Origin of the sequence: Neobacillus terrae (assembly GCF_011393025.1) — a bacterium.
Classification (GTDB): Bacteria; Bacillota; Bacilli; order Bacillales; family Cytobacillaceae; genus Neobacillus_A; species Neobacillus_A terrae.
In genome coordinates this window covers 15,643-34,311 of record NZ_JAAOEO010000031.1, presented here as the reverse complement: position 1 = coordinate 34,311, position 18,669 = coordinate 15,643, and the positions used below count along the sequence as shown (strand labels likewise).

General features: G+C 37.0%; 13 protein-coding genes. All 13 read left to right on the top strand.

The genetic code is table 11. The annotated features are described in order from the left end of the window. The coding region (locus G8761_RS24090; protein WP_166030491.1) for an IS110 family RNA-guided transposase at positions 1-1,002 on the top strand (1,002 nt) is incomplete at its 5' end. Between the two features lie 479 nt (positions 1,003-1,481). Beyond that, positions 1,482-2,690, top strand: coding sequence for an aminopeptidase (locus G8761_RS24085; RefSeq protein ID WP_166030490.1), 1,209 nt, complete (start codon positions 1,482-1,484; stop codon positions 2,688-2,690). A 306-nt stretch (positions 2,691-2,996) separates the two neighbouring features. Next, positions 2,997-3,455: a VOC family protein gene (locus G8761_RS24080; RefSeq protein WP_166030489.1), complete on the top strand. Its 459-nt coding sequence runs from the start codon at positions 2,997-2,999 to the stop codon at positions 3,453-3,455. Between the two features lie 216 nt (positions 3,456-3,671). Continuing rightward, positions 3,672-4,619 carry a helix-turn-helix transcriptional regulator gene (locus G8761_RS24075; RefSeq protein ID WP_166030488.1) on the top strand — a complete coding sequence of 316 codons (948 nt, stop codon included), beginning with the start codon at positions 3,672-3,674 and terminating at the stop codon, positions 4,617-4,619. A gap of 288 nt (positions 4,620-4,907) precedes the next feature. Beyond that, a complete protein-coding gene (locus G8761_RS24070; protein WP_166030487.1) occupies positions 4,908-5,312 on the top strand; it encodes a VOC family protein in 405 nt (134 codons plus the stop codon). A 492-nt stretch (positions 5,313-5,804) separates the two neighbouring features. Further along, the gene (locus G8761_RS24065; protein ID WP_166030486.1) at positions 5,805-6,650 is read left to right on the top strand and encodes a hypothetical protein; all 846 of its coding nucleotides are present in this window, start codon (positions 5,805-5,807) and stop codon (positions 6,648-6,650) included. 329 nt (positions 6,651-6,979) lie between these two features. Continuing rightward, positions 6,980-8,203, top strand: coding sequence for an ROK family transcriptional regulator (locus G8761_RS24060; RefSeq protein ID WP_166030485.1), 1,224 nt, complete (start codon positions 6,980-6,982; stop codon positions 8,201-8,203). A 13-nt stretch (positions 8,204-8,216) separates the two neighbouring features. Further along, the gene (locus G8761_RS24055; RefSeq protein WP_166030484.1) at positions 8,217-9,101 is read left to right on the top strand and encodes a carbohydrate ABC transporter permease; all 885 of its coding nucleotides are present in this window, start codon (positions 8,217-8,219) and stop codon (positions 9,099-9,101) included. After that, positions 9,091-9,972: a carbohydrate ABC transporter permease gene (locus G8761_RS24050; protein ID WP_166030483.1), complete on the top strand. Its 882-nt coding sequence runs from the start codon at positions 9,091-9,093 to the stop codon at positions 9,970-9,972. The genes G8761_RS24055 and G8761_RS24050 overlap by 11 nt, the downstream gene beginning before the upstream one ends. Positions 9,973-10,093: 121 nt before the next feature. Further along, positions 10,094-11,383, top strand: coding sequence for an ABC transporter substrate-binding protein (locus tag G8761_RS24045; RefSeq protein ID WP_166030482.1), 1,290 nt, complete (start codon positions 10,094-10,096; stop codon positions 11,381-11,383). An 84-nt stretch (positions 11,384-11,467) separates the two neighbouring features. After that, complete coding sequence (locus G8761_RS24040) at positions 11,468-13,315, top strand: glycoside hydrolase family 125 protein (RefSeq protein WP_166030481.1); 1,848 nt, start codon at positions 11,468-11,470, stop codon at positions 13,313-13,315. Next, positions 13,285-15,177: a glycoside hydrolase family 15 protein gene (locus G8761_RS24035; RefSeq protein ID WP_166030480.1), complete on the top strand. Its 1,893-nt coding sequence runs from the start codon at positions 13,285-13,287 to the stop codon at positions 15,175-15,177. The genes G8761_RS24040 and G8761_RS24035 overlap by 31 nt, the downstream gene beginning before the upstream one ends. Before the next feature lie 33 nt (positions 15,178-15,210). Then, positions 15,211-18,567 (top strand): glycoside hydrolase family 31 protein, encoded by a 3,357-nt coding sequence (locus tag G8761_RS24030; protein WP_166030479.1) that lies wholly within the window; start codon positions 15,211-15,213, stop codon positions 18,565-18,567. Positions 18,568-18,669: the final 102 nt, after the last annotated feature.

The window sequence follows — 18,669 nt, the reverse complement described above, 5'->3', positions numbered from 1 at the left end:
CTATTTAATCATAATATTGAGGTCGTAACGGTAAACCCTTACTCAGTGAAAAGAAATAAAGAAAACCGGGATAATACCCAATCAAAAAGTGATAAAAAAGATGCACTCGTTATTGCAGATATGGTGAAGAATGGCTACTACTCCTTTGTAAGGCATACCCCGGAGTCCTTTGAAAAACTAAGAGTTTTAATGTCAAACCGGGATGTAGTGGTGAAACGTCTGGTTAGTTCTATTAATCAATTAAATCGATGGGTTGATATTGTCTTTCCAGAACTCAGACAAGTATTTAAAGATGTAAAGGCTAAAGGGGCAATCGCTACCCTTCGTTTATTCCCGATGCCAACGAAACTCCGTTTCATGAAACCTGATGAGGTGGTTGCCGGGTGGAAGACAGTCATGAAGAGACAGCCTGGGTTGAAAAAAGCTCAATTACTTGTACAAGTCGCTAAGAGATCCATTGGTTCCCTACAAGCACTGGATGCCTATAAATTTCATTTGGAACAATTGTTAGAGGAGTATGATCTAGCCGTAAAGCAACTCGAAAGAGTTGAAAGTCAAGTAACCGATGTACTGACAAAGATCCCTTACGCTAAGAAACTTCTTTTGATAAAAGGTATTAGTGAAATATCGTTAGCTGGCATTCTTGGGGAGGCAGGAGATTTGAGTGGATTCTCTCACGGTAATTCTCTCCTCCGCCACGCTGGACTGCATCTGGCCGAGGCAAGTTCAGGAAAGTGGAAGGGGCAAATTGTGATTTCCAAACGGGGAAGATCCAGGCTGCGGCGTTTCCTCTACCTAGCGACTATGAGCCTTGTGATGAACAATCCAGAATTCAAAGCCATCCACTCTCATAATGTGAAAGTGAAAAAAACAAAGAAAATGAAATCAATTATGAAACTGATTGGTAAACTGGCGAGAATATTTATAGGAATGGCACGACGTAATGAGGCTTACTGTCCAGATAAACTGCAATCTTTATTTCCACAGGCAGCTAAAAAATAAATGAAACAATAAGAAACTAGATATCGAGTATTGGCTTATTCGCAGGATTTCAAATATGTACGGAGTACCAGGTTTCTTCAACAAAAGGGCTCAGACCCATCAGTTAAGCATAACTGGCCTCCACCCCTTGGATAGGTATGACGAAGGAATGAAAGGGCCAATGGACCCGTTGAGACATGGGAGGGAAAACCTCCAGGGGCGGCGTGGAAAATGTACATCATATGGTAAAATATGGAGTTTTGTGTTACTCCTTTATTTCACTATGCCTCCACAAAGCTATTATGATCTGAACGCATTACCTTTTAATCGTTCCCTATCTATAAAGGGTTATGAAATCCTGCGAATAAGCGAGTATTTGCGAGAAAATCGTATTAAACTGAGGGAGTTGAAGAAGGTAGTTTTAGGTATAACGTAGAATTAGTATTGAAAGAAACGAAAAGGGGTTTTTGATATTAAACTAAATGAGGAGTGTGCCTCTTATGTATTTAAATAATTATGCCAAAGTAATTGTGAATATTGGAGTGACAGTTGAGAAGGGTGATTTAATTAAGATCAATTTTTCTCCTGAACATTTGCCATTAGTCCGTGAAATCTCAAAAGAAGCTTATAAGAGTGGGGCACAATTCGTCTCACTTGATCTACGGGATTCTGAAATTGAAAAGGATCGAGTGCTTTATTTAGAAGACGAATTTTTAGGAGTTTTCCCAAATTCAGTAGTTGAAAATGAATTGAATTATGCGAAGTCTGGCTATTCGACTATTACAATAGTTGCACCGACGTTTTCAGATGAGTCTTCTGATATGGTTGATAGAGCTTCGAAAATCAATAAAGCAAAATCAATCGCCATGAGTCCCTGTCGAACTTATGGTATGGAAAACAATAATAAATGGGTGGTCGTCAATGCACCAACGAAGGAATGGGCACTTCAAGTTTTTCCCGACCACACTGAAACTGAAGCGATTGAACTTTTATGGAAACATATATTCGAAGCATCGAAGTCGAATGTGCCTAATCCAGTCTCAGCTTGGAAACAACATGATGAAATCTTAAAAAGAATAGCTAAGAAGTTGAACAATTATCAATTTTCTGCGTTGCGATATGTTAGTGACAAAACGAATTTAACCGTTTATTTAGTCAAAAATCATGTTTGGTTAGGTGGTTCAGAAACAACTAAAGATGGAAAAGAATTCATGTCTAATATTCCTGTTGAAGAAGTTTGGACAATGCCAAATAAGTATCATGTGAATGGATATGTTACCATCACAAAACCTGTGATTTTAGCAGGACTGACTGTTCAAGATTTAAAGCTGTTCTTTGAAAATGGGAAAGTTACCAGAATCGAACCAAAACACCAAGTCGTTCTTGATTTACTTCAAACGGATGATGGGGCTGGAATGCTTGGTGAAGTTGCACTTGTTTCTGCAAATTCGAGTATTGCTAAAACTGAAGTCACTTTCAAAAGTACCTTATTTGATGAAAATGCAGCTTGTCATATTGCCCTAGGGCAAGCGTATATAGATAATATTTCAAATGGAGAATCAAAGACAGTAGAAGAACTAATGAAGCTAGGGATGAATCAATCAGCTGTTCACGAAGATATTATGATTGGTGATAGCACCATGAGTGTCTATGGGTTATTAAATCGAGAAGAGATTCTAATAATGGAAAATGGAGTATGGAAAATCTGAATTAGGAAATATCAAAAGAAGATTGATTTTTGTATATTTTATTTACGGAACGTCTGTATTAAGCAAAAGGGCGCTATCCTTGAAGATGGATAAGCGCTCATTTTTCATTTAAGGGCCATTCTCTCGAAAAAAGATTGGGCAAATCTTGAAGCTTAAAATGATTGTTAAGATAAAGGGCAAGAATCTAGAATATTCTTGGCCATACTCTACGACTAAAGTTGTATAAAGCTTCATACCTATTTTGGAAGAATTAATGACCTGTTACTGATATATTAATAGTAAGAAAATAAAGAAAAGAGGATAAAAATGATTAAAGGATTATATGAAGCACATTTACCTGTAAGTAATCTTAAACAATCGATAGAGTTTTATATAAATTTGGATTTGGAAATGGCATATCAAAATGAAAAACTAGCCTTCTTTTGGATAGAAAAAGGGAAAAGCTGGCTAGGATTATGGGAAACAGATAAAGTAACTACTCCATATCATCCTTCTTTAAGACATATTGCACTGCAAATTGATATTGAAAGTATGCAGAGTGTAAAGGAATGGCTTGGACAAAAAGGAATAAAAATAAAAACTGATTTTGGATTTTCACCAGAAAAGCAGCCACTTGTTCTTCCTAATTGTCCCAATGCTCATGCTGCAATCTACTTCGAGGATCCCGATGGTAATAGTCTTGAGTTAATTGCTCCATTACAATTGGACTGTAAAGAACCATTTGAAATGATGACATTAGAAGAATGGAATAAAAGAAATAAATAATTCTTATTCAACAAACGCGCATTTGCCGAATGAGTGTATTCAAGAAAAGGGCCAGTTAACGGAATAACGCCAACTGAAACCTTGCCCTTATTTTGTAGAGATTCCTGCATAGATGCCAATACACATCTATTTCCGACAACTCCAGAAACACTAACCATCTTCTCCATTAAGATGTGGTATTTTTATTTTGTAATAAACTTTCAAGGGGGGCAACCAATGAATAAAACAGACCGTTTGTTAGCCATCGTGCTGGAGCTGCAACGTAAAGAAGTGATACGGGCGGAAGATTTGGCGACCCTATTTGAGACTAGCGTGCGGACCATCTACCGCGACATTCAGGCGCTGAGTGAAGCAGGCGTGCCGATCATAGGAGCCCCTGGGACAGGATATTCCCTGATGGAAGGCTATTTCCTTCCGCCAATCAGTTTCACGGTACCAGAAGCCGTGAGTTTGATGATTGGAACAGACTTTATCGAACAACGATTTGATGATCATTATCGTGCCAGGGCTCGATCCGCTGGCGGCAAAATCGAGGCCATTCTACCCGAGAGCGTTCGCAATGAAACATCACGTGTTCGCAAGGCTATGCGTTTGCTCATTTCAGATAAACTGGTCACGCCGTCAAAAGAAAAGGAATATCTAGAAAAGATCCGTCTAGCGATATTAGACGAGCGAAAGATTAGCTTTCATTATGCAAAAAGGCTTGCAGATGCCGAGGGGAATCGCCATAGTGTTCGTACCGTTGCTCCCTATGGATTGGTGCTCGTTCAAGGATCGTGGATGCTCGTGGCCCGGTGTGATCTGCGTCAAAACATTCGCCATTTCCGCTTGTCCCGAATGGCGGAACTAATCAATCTGGAAGAACGATTCGAACTACCGGCGCATTTTAACTTAAGTGAGTATACCCCTCCAGATGATCGGCACTTGCGAGTTCGCCTTCGATTTAACCATGACATTGCAGATAAGGTGAAGGAATCAAACTATCATTTTATTGAGGATATGGAAGAGCATCAAGATGGATTGCATGTGGTCTTACGCGTTCGTCAACTCGACGAATTGCTGCAATGGGTGCTTGGCTGGGGAGCTGCTGCGATTGTATTGGAGCCTGAATCATTCCGAAATCGGATTCGTGAGGAAGCCCAAAAAATGTTTAAACGCTACTGACATACTGTTGTCAGTAGCGTTATTTTATAATCGGAGTAAGTAAACATAAAGGGGTGAGAGATAAATGCGAAGTATGTCTTGCTTCGGTTTGGGCACACCGCCATTCAACGTCCACAGGAATTCATTTCACTATGGAGCAATTGAGCAACAGCCAGGCATAGAAGGATGGTAGTAAAACCAAATGGTTCAGTTTCTGATTAAATCGGGCCTTTACGGAAACTTCATTGATTCTGGCCCAAAATGATATGATACGATATTGTATCATTTATTATAGGAAGGATGGTATCCGTGAATTTTGCTTCTGTACGCATCATTACCGACGATGTGGATCGCCTTGTCAAGTTCTATGAAAAAGTCATGGGTGTTTCGGCGGAACGCCCCGCGCCAGTCTTTGCCGAATTCATTGTTCCATCGTGCACCCTTGCGATCGGCCACTCGCAGACGGTGCCACTGCTTGGCACTGGTTCCGCAGTGGCGGCCGTTAATCACACTGTCATCATCGAGTTCCGCGTTCACAATGTCGATGCCGAATACGAGCGCTTGAAACCGTTTGTCGACGAGTGGGTAAAGGAACCGACCACGATGCCGTGGGGAAACCGTGTTGTGTTGTTCCGTGATCCCGACGGAAACCTCGTTAACCTCTTCGAGCCGGTGACCGAGGAAGCTATCAAACGGTTCAGCGGCAGGCGTTGACGGACAGTTAAAGTGAGTGTGGCCTCAATTTAGGGTGAGGCAACGATTCGTAAAATATATGGCTTGGCTGAATGTGCCGATAACATCGTCTTTCCCCGTATGACAATGATCCATTAAGAAGCTTTTGAAGTATTATAGGCGGGTTTAAAATGGCCCGAAAAAACAGGAATCGTTGCCGTATCCCTCTAATATAATAAAATTATCTTGAAATCAAGTCTTCAATTAACGGGCGCTTTTCTTGAAGAAGGCGTCTTTTTGTATTGTACTGGATTCTGGAACAACACATATAGCGAATGGAGTAATATTAAGGTAGAAGAGTTTGTGAAGGATTCTACTTAAACTAAAGGGTGCTTTTGTTGAATAAAGGGGGTTGCTGTGGCAGCCCTCTTTTTATTGAAGTAAAGGTCAGGTTAGTTGAACAGTGGTTCTGATATACAAGGTGATATTGGGGAACAATAATCCCTATCATCTGCTTGAAAAAGGGGATTATTGATGAAAAAAATAATGTTATTTACCTTACTTGTATTTATCATTTTGAATCTCTCTCCAATTTATACTCACCCTGAAAAATATTTATATAAAGACCCTATGAAAATTACCAAAGATTTTGTACCGTCAAATTCATTATTAGCAAGTCCTGAAGAACCAGTATCAACTAAGCCAGTTCAATTTTATGACTTTAACAAAGATGGACAAAAAGAAATTATTATTACTTTTGAAATAAGAGCAAAAAAACAGCCTTCCCCATCACAGTTCGGAGCAATAGTATTAAGAAAAGGAAAAGAAGGATGGAAAAAAATTGGGGAGATAAGGACAAAGGGAGTAGGGCTACAGTATTCGGGTTTTGCCGACATTACTGGAGATGGCACTAAAGAGTATCTGTTCGGAGTAACAATGGGTGCAGCAGCAGGGAACAATCTTGATATTTTTAAATGGGATAATAATTCTTTAGTAAAGATTGCAAATGTCCAATATCATAAGATGGAACTGCTTAACAATAAAAGTGTTGGAATAGCTGTCTGGCGACCATTTATTGCAGATACTTGTTATGTAGATGTTCTTAAATGGGATGGTCAAAAATTAACTCCTGATGAAAAATTATTTACTAAATACTACCCTGTTATTGAAAAATTTCACAAAGATAAAATAGCAAAAATGGATACGTGGTATTACTGGTATACTCTTGCGGATGCTCAAATAAAGGCAAATTTATTTGAAAAAGCTAGGAAATCTATTCAGAAAGGAACTACATTAGCAAAGCAATTATCATTACCTGATGAAGTAAAAAACTTTGAACAATTAAGTGATAAGCTTGATAAAAAGAAAAAATCTTATTAAGCTAACGGGGGCGTTTGCTGAAGAGTCTTTTTAGGCGAGTTAAAGAAAATATCAATAAGTTTGGAACAGAACTTTTGATTTTAAACGAAGCAAGTTTTGGTAGAAGAAAGAAAACTTTTTACAATCCTCCTTAAAGGGTCTACAACAATAGAAGAAAGAACAAAGTGACCAGGCGAAAAGCCTGGTTTTTAAGTTTTTAAACGTGAAAACCGCAATAATGTTTATTTTATAAATTTTCAAAAATATTACTTGCTTCACTGAAAAAAGAAAGTTATAATCAAATCAACCAAAATAATCCATAAAAGGAGAATTTATTAAGGAGTAAATTTATGAACAAACTCAGAAAGGCTGATAAAAGTCTCATAAAGGACTTAAATAGGTCTACTGTAATTAATGCTATTAGAAGAAAAGGTCCTATTAGTCGTACTGAAATTGCGCAGCAAACAAAATTAGGACAATCGACAATGACTAAAATCATTGATGAGTTAATCACTTTAGATTTAGTGCATGAAAAAGGTGAAGCTAATTCCACAGGCGGAAGAAAAGCGATTTTACTCGAATTTAATAACCTTTTTGCTTATGCAATAGGAATTAAAATAATGCAAGATCATTTGATTTTTGCTTTCACTGATCTCCAGGCTAACATCATTGATAAAAGAGAAATCTTCTATGAATCTTCATCAAACACTTCATTAATAATCAACCTCATGATTGATACAATTTACGAATTCTTAAACGACTTTCATATTGAAACTAAAAATTTAGTAGGGATAGGGATTGCTGTTTCGGGTCTTGTTAACAGTAAAACCGGAATGGTATTACGTTCCCCACTCCTTGATTGGGATCACATAGACATATCGCAACCCATAAAAGAGGAGTTCAGTTTACCCGTTTTTATTGATAATGATGTAAACGCATACATGCTAGCTGAATTAGAATTTGGTTATGGTAAAACTAGCAATCAGTTTATCTGTATTTCACTAGGGGATGGAATTGGCGCCAGTTTTGTTATTGATAACAAAGTTTATAAGGGTGAATACGGAGGGGCCGGAGAGTTTGGCCATACGGTTATTAATGTTGATGGGCGCCCTTGTCATTGTGGACAGTATGGATGTCTAGAAACCTATCTATCCAATAGGGCACTTAATTTAAATGCTCAGGAATTTTCAGCGCGGTATCCTAAAAGCATATTAAATGGACAAAATATTAACTATGAAACTCTAACATTAGCAGCAAGGGAAAAGGACGAAATGGCTTTTGTTCTTTTTGAACAAGTAAGTAAGTACTTAAGTGTAGGCTTAATAAATGCAATTAATAGTTTTAATCCAAAGACTATTGTCTTGATTGGTGAAGCACTTGTAGGAAAAGAATTTTTTATAAATGAATCAATTGAAAGAGCAAAAGAAAACTTTTTTAGAGGCTCAATAGAGACAAAGATCGTTACATCGAATTTAGGAAATGATGCATGGGTCCAGGGGGCAGCACTTCAGGCGATTGATATGGTTTTTCAACCACCAATTTATGAAGAGGCAAACTCACTAATAAGCATGTAATGGAGGATTCTTTATGGTAGGTGACCATGGTTTAAAAAAGTTCTTAGTTATAAGTGCATTTTTGCTACCGAATTTGCTTGGATTTCTCTTTTTCATTGGAATTCCAATTGTAGCATCACTCGGAATTAGTTTCACACAGTGGGATTTACTTTCTCCACCAAAGTGGATAGGTATTGAAAATTATAAAACAACACTAACAAACAAAGAGTTTTGGGCTGCGCTAGGGCACACATTTTATTTTATTGCCGGTTATTTACCGCTCGTAATGGTTGGTGCCCTTGCCATAGCTCTTATCTTAAATCAGAAGCTAAAAGGAATTACATTTTTTCGAGCTGCATATTTCGTTCCGGTTGTTACATCATGGGTTGCTGTGTCATTGATATGGAAATGGTTATTCAATCCTGAATATGGGCTTGTGAACTATTTTCTTTCACAGTTTGGCATAAACGGTCCGGCCTGGTTACAAGACCCAAATTGGGCTATGCCGGCTATTATTTTAACTAGTGTATGGAAAGACTTAGGATTCGTAATGGTTATATATCTTGCTGGGTTACAAGGAATTTCTCCAAGTTACTATGAAGCAGCTGAGATGGATGGTGCCTCTGCATGGCAAAAATTTTGGCATATCACCTTACCGCTTTTAAATCCAACGACTTTTTTTGTAACTGTGATTTCCTTGATAAATTCTTTCCAGGTTTTTGATCAAGTAATGATTATGACAGAAGGCGGTCCGGCAGATTCAACAAGTGTTATTGTTGAACGAATTTATAACCATGCTTTCCGTTACTTTGAGATGGGAAATGCGTCAGCTATTTCATGGTTACTCTTTTTTATAATCTTTTTCATAACTCTCCTCCAATTAAGAATTCAAAAAAGGATGGTTGGCGATGGAAACTAAACAACATATACAATCTGCTACGCCTGTCATAAAAATCAGTGAGCTTGATTCCTATAAGGTAGCAAAGAAAATACTCTTTTATCTAGTTTTAGTACTCGGGGCTGTCATTATGATCATCCCATTTGTATGGATGATCTCCACTTCTTTAAAAACAACTGGGGCAACAATGGTTTTGCCTCCCAAGTTGATTCCAGACGAATTAAACTTTGATAATTATAAAAATGTAACAGAAGCTTTTCCTGTTTACAGGTTTCTATGGAATTCCTTTTTTGTTGCGATTATATCTACCTTAGGACAGATTCTTCTATGCTCGATGGCCGCTTATGCTTTTTCGCGTTTGGAGTTTAAAGGAAGAGATCTCATTTTTCTAGTTTATTTAGCCACTCTTATGGTGCCATCTCAGGTAACAATGACTCCACAGTTTATTTTAATGAAATATTTGGGCTGGTTAGATACATATCAAGGTCTCATCTTACCAGGAATGTTTAACGCATTTGGCACCTTTTTACTCCGTCAGTTTTTTTTAGGAATACCAAAAGAATTAGAAGAAGCTGCATTTATGGATGGGGCCAGCCACTTTAGGGTATTTGCCCAAATTATTGTTCCGCTTGCGAAACCGGCTCTTGCCACCCTTGCTGTATTTTCGTTTATGCAATCTTGGAATAACTATTTATGGCCATTAATTGTCGTCAGTAATCCAAAAATGATGACGCTTCCTTTGGGTCTCTCTTTACTGCAGGGCCGATGGGAAACAAATTGGAATTTAATGATGGCCGGAGTTGTTATAAGTGTTATTCCTGTCTTAGCGGTTTATTTATTCGCTCAGCGGTACTTTATCCAAGGTATTACGCTTAGTGGAATGAAAGAATAACAAGGAATAATTATTGTTTTAGGAGGTGGTAACCGGAGGCTGTGAGGAAAAAGAAGATGATAATTCTGTCTTTTGAAAGTCAATTAACTTATCTTATCTTGAATTGGGGGCAATAAAAGGTATGCGAAATTCATTTAAATTCATAACTGTTTTGTTTTTATCATTAATATTGATACTTACAGCATGTAGCGGACAAAAAACCACTTCCTCTAAGAATGAGAATAGCAATAAAGCGAAAGATGAGAAAGTGACAATTGACTACTTCACTTTTTCTCCAGGGGACCAGCATGAAAAAGATTTAAAGGCTATGATTTCTGCTTTTGAGGCACAAAATCCAAATATTAAGATCAAGTATGAGATGGCGTCATTTGATGATTATTTTACAAAATTACAGACACGCCTGGCTGGCGGATCTGCTCCTGACACTTTTGAGTTGAATTATGAGAACTTTGTAAATTACGCATCTAAAGGAGCATTATTACCACTTGATAATTTATTAAAAGCAGATAAAGAGTTTGATCCATCTGAAATTAATCAAAAAGCATTCGATGCATTTCAATACAAGGGCAAACAGTATGGAATGGTTGAATCCTTTTCTGATGTAGTTCTTTATTATAACAAAGATCTATTTGATGCTGCAGGTGTGTCTTATCCTAATGCTGATTGGACATGGAAAGACGAATTGGATGCTGCAAAGAAATTAACAAATAAAGATAAAGGGATTTATGGAACCTATGCTCCAATTCAATTTTGGGAATTCTATAAAACAATCGCTCAAAATGGCGGATCAATCTTTAATAAAGATAAAACCAAAGCAACTGTAAATAGTCCAGAGAATATTGAAGCTTTACAGTGGATGGTAGATAAAGTTAACAAATATGGTGTAACTCCAACCGATGCAAAAATGTCTGGCCAGTCTGATGGAGATCTCTTTAAGGCTGGAAAAATTGCAATGTTGCGTACAGGTATTTGGATGATGGATTCATTCAAAGATACACCTTTTAAATGGGATATTGCTTTAGAACCAGGTAATACTCAAAAAGCACATCACTTTTTCGCGAACTCTCTAGCAATCTCTAAAGATTCAAAACATCCTGAAGCTGCGTGGAAATGGTTGAAATTCATGAGCGCCAGCAAAGATGCTGCAAAGATTCGCGTAGATAGTTCATGGGAATTGCCTGCAGTTAGCAATACAGATTTAGTAAATTCTTATTTGCAACAAACCCCTCCACAAAATAGAAAAGTAGTTTTTGATGCTTTAGATACATTGGTTGTTCCTCCGGTAATTCCTGAGTGGAATAAATTAACGGATACTTTTACTAAAGAATTAGATTTAGTCAAGTTAGGTAAGAAAACTCCTAAAGAAGCACTAAATGAACTTCAGCCGCAAGTTCAAAGCTTAGTTAAGTAAGCCATTTGTAAGTTGATCAACAGGAGAAGCTTAAAAGAATCAGCTTCTCCTGTTCAATGAACTTATAATATAGGAGGTAATTGAATGACTACAGTCCTTGAAACCTATATCCCTACCGGGAATGAAATGGTGGCACTGCCTACACTAAGACAAGATGGAAGTATAGAAAGTATTAATGTTTTAAGTATGCAATACAGGGGGCTATTAGAAATTGTTGGAGCTCCTTTCTTACAGCCATTTATAGAAGATAACAATCAATCTTTTAGGTTTGAAGAATTATCTTGGAACAGATTGCATAATTGGATACCAACCTTCAATGGAGAGAAAGATTACCTTCAATATAAAGGTACAATCCACGCCCCTGTTGGAGAGAGAGGATTTTATTACGAATTAATAGTAAAAAATCTGTCATCCAGTACAGTAAATGTATCATTTGGTTTTAAAGGTGAGTGGAATCATACGAATCATACGATTAATGAAACAAAGAAATTTAAAGGGGATTTACAGGTATTCCCCAGTGGTTGGAATGATTCAAGTGTAATGGAATTACATACGGAAACATCAAAACTAGCATTAGCTCCAATGTATAGCCATTCTTTGCAGATTGATGAATGGAATAATAGAAGTAAAAATCAGGTTGAGTTTAAATTTGGCAGGAACCTTGACTTAGAGCCAAATACAGAGAAATCTTTTATTGTTTATTGGGGAATTGGAATAGAAGAGGTTGGGGCAGCAACATCTGCAAAAGAAATGAAAAGGCAGAATGCTAAGAATCTATTAAAGCGTTCAACAGACTGGCTGTTTACAAGGCACTTATCACTGGTTGGTGAGGATAAACTAGAACAGATTATGAATCTCAATGCATTTTTTAATTACTTTTATGCAACGGGATTAACTTTCGATACAGAAGAAAATGTTTTAGTTACATCCAGAAGCCCTAGATATTATGTTTCTGCTGCGTATTGGGATAGAGATAGCTTATTATGGAGTTTTCCAATGATTTTACAGGTGGATTCGAAAAGAGCGAAAGAGATGCTAACATATGTATTTACCACACAGCGAAAAAATATTGGTGTTCATAGTAGATATATCGATGGCATTGTTCTTGAACCAGGTTTTGAGTTAGATGAATTATGTGCCCCTATCATTGCATTGTACATGTATATTCAAAAAACAAATGATTACTCCATATTAAATAAAAGCTATATACAGGACGGAATTGAATTAATACTCGAGCGATTAGACGAAAACAAACATCCGGAGATCCCCCTATACAAAACTTTTCTGCAACCTACAGACGATCCAATTGTTTATCCTTATTTGACTTATAATAATGTGCTGGTGTGGAAAGCTTATACGATTTTAAATGAACTTTCTCTTCATTCAACTTATCTTTACAATCAATCTTTTGAACAAAAAGCAAACGCTATTAAGGAAGCAATTTATTATCATTGTATATTTGAAGATGAGGAATATGGAAGCCATTTTGCCTGGTCAATTGATTGTGATGGAAATTATAACGTATATGATGAGCCTCCAGGCAGTTTACAACTGTTGGCTTACTATGGTTTTACATCCCCTGATGATAAGGTTTATCAAAATACAGTACGTCTTATCCGTTCTCATAGATATTCATACGCATTTAATGGATGTGAGTTTGAGGAACTTGGATGTGAGCACGCAGACCATCCTTGGGTTTTATCTATTGCGAACAGCCTTCTTTCAGGAAGAAAAGAACAAGCAAAAGATATATTGTTAAGAACTGCTTTGGATAATGGAATTGCCTGCGAAAGTATTAATGAACATACTGGTCTGCCAGAGACAGGTGAACACTTTGCAACTTGCGCTGGCTTTTTAGCTTATGCTTTATATTTTGCTTTTGGGCAAGAGGAGGCTCGATTATGGAAAGTCGCTACCCAGGCATTGGAATAATTGGAAATGACCACATATCTGCCTTGTACGGTGTTGATAATGGGATTGTGGATTGGCAAGGTACGGGAATACAGCATTTCTTTTATGGTTCTTTCCAGCAGGATCTTATTCATACCGCAACTACTTATATTCAACATGCCTCCTCGGGAGAAATTGAACTTGCTAATCGATTAATTTCCAAGGATACACATCCTGTTCACCAACATCCTTATGCATCAACTGTTGAAGAGGGATTCTGCTATTCAACTACTTTCCAATCACAAGTAAATGAAGATTTGTTTTGGACTGAAAAAGTTTACGCAACAAATCAGGATCAAATTGTATTTGAAACTACTATTAAAAATGAAAGTTTAATAGAACAAACATTTGTTGCAGGTGGTTACATTATCTTACGTAATCCAAGTTTCAAGCGGCTTTCCTACAATAATCAGTCCTTGAAGTGGGAAAATGATCAAACCGTTTTACACATTATTGGTGAACAGGCTGATGAAACTTACTTTTATAAGGAAAGTCCAACCGGATTTGTTTATAGAACACTCCAACAGACTCTTAATCATAAAGAAAGTGATTGTGCTGATGACTTTACAAGCAATACTATGATAGGAATTGTTACAAAGAAATCCATAAACTTAGAACCAGGTAAGGAAAAAACAGTCAGATGGATGATACAGGCAGGTTCAATAAAAAACATTATGGAAGATTCACAGGGGAATCCTAATGAATGGGAACGAATGTTCAAAACGGCGAAAACACATTGGAAAAAGTGGCTCGACAGTGGTTCTCTTCCTATTGAAAAATTTAACGAACCTCTTCGAAGCACGGTTAAAACAAATCTAATAGCATTAAAAGCAAGTCTTCTTGATGGTTTTGTTCCAGCGGATATAACAGGCCATTACTATTCAAATGGTTCACCAAGTTACTATGTAAGAGATTCTTTGATGATTGCAAAAGCCTTTCTGAATGCAGGTTTTCTACCAGAAGCAAAAAGTATAATTACTTACGCAGCAGCAAGAAAAATAAAGGAAGGAACCGGGGAGTTTTATCAAAGGTATAATGCTTTGGGTCAACCAAGTGAAGGGGCCAATAACAATGTCTTTCACCAATATGATTCCCAAGGATATTTCCTCCATTTAGTGGAGAGGTATTTTGAAGAAACAAACGAGTGGATCGTTCCTTTTGAGCAAGTCAAAGATGTTGCAAATGTTCTTTTTAGAGTTGAACGGAAAAATGGTTTGTTTGGTCCTGAGGGTGGTGTGAATGAAGGAGTATTTGGCCCAGCATATATAACATCCTCAAACATGTTTATTACGGGAGGATTATTGTCAGCTAGCCGTATTGCTTTCCATCATCATGATGCATTTCATGAAAAAAAATGGAAAGACCTTGCAAATTCCATAACTGAGCACATTGAAACAGAGACATGGTTAAAAGAACAGAAACGCTATGGATATGGATATGTACTTTATGCAGATGAATTGGTCCAGAAATATGATACCCCACAATATTTTGGCCCTTTATACGGTTATCCTGTAACAGAAAATTTTAAAAGCATGGTGGATGTTTCTTTGAAAGACCAATCATTTTTCGACTACGGGATTGGATATAGCGAACAAGAGTATCACCATGGTCCATGGATATTTAATACAGCTGCCAATGCACAGTGCCAAGTATTAGTAGGTAATAAGGAAAATTTTATTTTTATAATTAAGTGGATGCTTGATCATTCCAACGCATATGGTTTGTTTCCAGAAGCTATTGATGCAAATTCAGAAGATAGGTGCTTTATAAACCCACTTACATGGGCATGTGCAGAATTTATTTCGGCCATTGTTGGAGGACAATGCTTACTTATTGAATCATAAGACTTGCATAATAATCAGAAGAAAGGTGAAAAAATGGTCCTTACTACAGAAAAGTCTCTCTCCAGTTTCTTTCATATTCACTATTTGCAATTAAAGGATAAAGAAGAAAAAGCTCAGGGTTTATTAAAAAATGAAATAGAAAACTCCTCTTCCACTCCTATTGAACAAGCATTATGGACTTGGCTATTAACAGAACAGGTGATGAAATTTCAAAATAAAAATCTTTTATCTGAATATAAGTCATTCATTTCTCAGACGGTTGAAACAATTGAAAGTCAGTGGAACAAAAAACAGGAACATCTTTATTTGCCAATTCAGAATGATATTTTTACTGTTCATTTATCAATTTATTACGCAGTACTTGTCAATCTGAAGAATATTGGTTACTCACCAGATATACAAAAAACAGCTACAGAAGTTAGAGATCGCGTTTTTGAAAATCAATTAAAAGGTGGCATGGTAATCTGTTCACCAGAAAATTCTTTTGCCTCAACCGACTTGTTATTATCTGTATTGCCTTTCGGGCTCTTTTCTCCAGAAGATCTAGTAATGGTGGAAGCGGTTAAAAAAATGGAAAGTTCATTAGTGTCTAATAGAAGAATACTAGACACTCCCTTGTCAAACGAGCATTCAGATTTAGCTGCCTCTTTGCTGTCCTGGTACTTTCTGGAAAAGGGAGATAAGGAGAAATCAAAACACTATCTCGGTTTAAATACAGGCATTACAGGTTCATCTGCTCTGTATTTAAAAAATATAGTTGAATATTATTCTTCACTGGAAGAAAACCATCAAATCATACATGAGCCTTTTGGAAATGGAAACAGGTACGAACCTCAAGCATACGAACGGTTTCCCAAAATGCCTATTGAAAATGAAGAGGTGATTATTCAATTTATTGCCCCTTTCTCTGAAAATGCCAAAGCATTTATTCATGTGAAAACGAACGCAGGTACTAAAAAATTTCAGGCGACTTATACGAATAATGGTGAAAAATCATATTGGCAAGCAAATATAGGGTGTTATATTGCCCATGAGGAAGTCGCTTACCAAATTGAATGGAGTGAAAACGATAAAAATTTAACTTCTGCTTTTTACTCTTTTTATCCACTAGAAAAATTAGAAATTAAGAATCTTGTCGGTAACCAAATAGATGGAAACTCATTTGAATTTTGGTCTGATAAAGGTGAATATCCTTTTTCATTATCCTTGAATACAAATTTAAATACGATTCACATTACTAAGGAAAACAAGATAGAGGTAAGAGATGAACTTCTAGATATCAATAAAATATTGACCCAACATAATTTGCCCCGTTTGTATACTGACACCAATGTAGCCCCTATAACTTTACTAATTAACCGTTTTGGAGAATGGGTAGACCTGTCCATTAATTTTTATAGTCCTTCGGATGAGAGATTTTTTGGAATGGGAGAGCGCTATCATCAGTTAGAATACAGAGGTGAAATTTTAGATTGCTATGTTTATAACCAATATCGAGACCAGGGTGCTAGGACTTATATGCCCCTCCCTTTTTTCTTTAGTTCATTAGGTTATGGGTTACACATCGATACTAGTCGGTATACGAAATTTGATTTTGCTAAAACCTTTGATGATTTGTTAAGTATTTCTGTTGATCAGCAGGCGGACAACGGAACCACGATATCATTTTTTAAAGGTACACCTTCAGAAATAGTGGGACAATTTACAAATAAAACAGGTCCAGCAGAAATGGTGCCAGTTTGGGCATTAGGGCCATGGATGTCCAGTAATAATTGGGACCGTGACGAAATCGTCCGTGAACAGGTTCGTAAAACAACAGAGCTTCAGATCCCAGCCACTGTATTAGTACTAGAACAGTGGAGTGATGAAGCGACCTATTATATTTTCAATGATGCAACTTATGAAGCTACAGATGGAAGTACAGCTTTGTCATATGAGGACTATAACCATCCACAGGGGGGAAGATGGCCAAATCCAAAAAATCTTGTTAAATACATCAATGAACATGGCATGGAACTAATTTTATGGCAGATACCTATCATGAAATATTTAAATCGCCAGCATCATCCCCAAAAGGATAACGATGAAAGATACATGATTAAAGAACAATATTTCATTCGGGATAAAAACGATGAACCATATCGGATACCTGAAGGATGGTTTAAAGAAAGTTTATTGATGGACTTTTCAAATCCTGAAGGTGTGAAATGGTGGTTTGATAAAAGGAAGTACCTCCTTGATATTGGAGTTGCCGGATTCAAAACAGATGGCGGAGAGATGGTTTTTGGAGAGCATATTCAATTTGCTGATGAGAGATCAGGAAGTGAAATGCGGAATGAGTATCCAAACGACTATATTAAAGCCTACTATGAATTCGCTCAAAAACATCGGCCAAATAACTCAATGACGTTTAGTAGAGCGGGTTATACAGGAGTTCAAAAAATTCCGGCTCATTGGGCTGGGGATGAACGTTCAACCTTTGATGCTTTTAAACGCTCTCTGATTGCCGGACTGTCTGCCGGATTAAGCGGTATTATCATGTGGGGATGGGATTTAGCAGGATTTAATGGTGAAATACCGACAGCTGAATTGTTTATCCGTTCTGCTCAAATGGCAGCCTTTTGCCCAATAATGCAATACCACGCAGAAAGTAAAGCAGAGTTTAATCAAGATCGCACTCCATGGAATCTTGCTGAAAGAACGGGTGATGAGCGAGCTATTACTGGATATCGTTTTTATGCCAATGTACGAATGAATTTGCTGCCTTATATCGCTGAACAGGCAAAGCTTTCGGTGGAAAAAGGCAAACCATTGATGAGAGCCATGTTATTGGAATGTCCTAAAGACCCTAAGACTTACTCTATGTATGACCAATATTTCTTTGGAGATTTTTTGCTTGTTGCGCCAATAATCCAAGAGGGATCAGAAAGACGGTCTGTTTACCTTCCAGAAAATAAGTGGGTAAATCTTTTTTCAAAACAAGTTTTCGATGGGGCAAGGTTTATTGAAGTAGATGCACCTCTAATGGAAATTCCAGTATTTCTACGCAATAATAGCTGCTTAATCACTAATGTAAATAAAGAGAGACTATCAATAGGACAATATGTTGGTAATTCAATAGATTCTTATCAATACCCATTAGTTCATATTGTTAGCGACCAGAACTTTACTTATCAAGGGAAGGATCATTTAAATAACAATTGGGTTGTTAATGTAATGCATTTAGAAGAGAATAGCGTACTAGTTGAAATGGAAACAATTCAAAACGAATATGCTATTGCTTATACAAATACCTTAGACAAAAAAATCTCTTTATGTCTAAAAGACTTTGAAAGCACTCACATACTTGGACCACGCGAAACTAAATTAATTAAGTTCCCTGTATTTTGAGGTCTCAAACTTCCTTGATTTAGCGAGCTTTATAGATTGGTTTTGTATTTTAAAATCGGGGGTGAACAAACTAATTTTTTTTGATAATAGCTTTAAAAACTT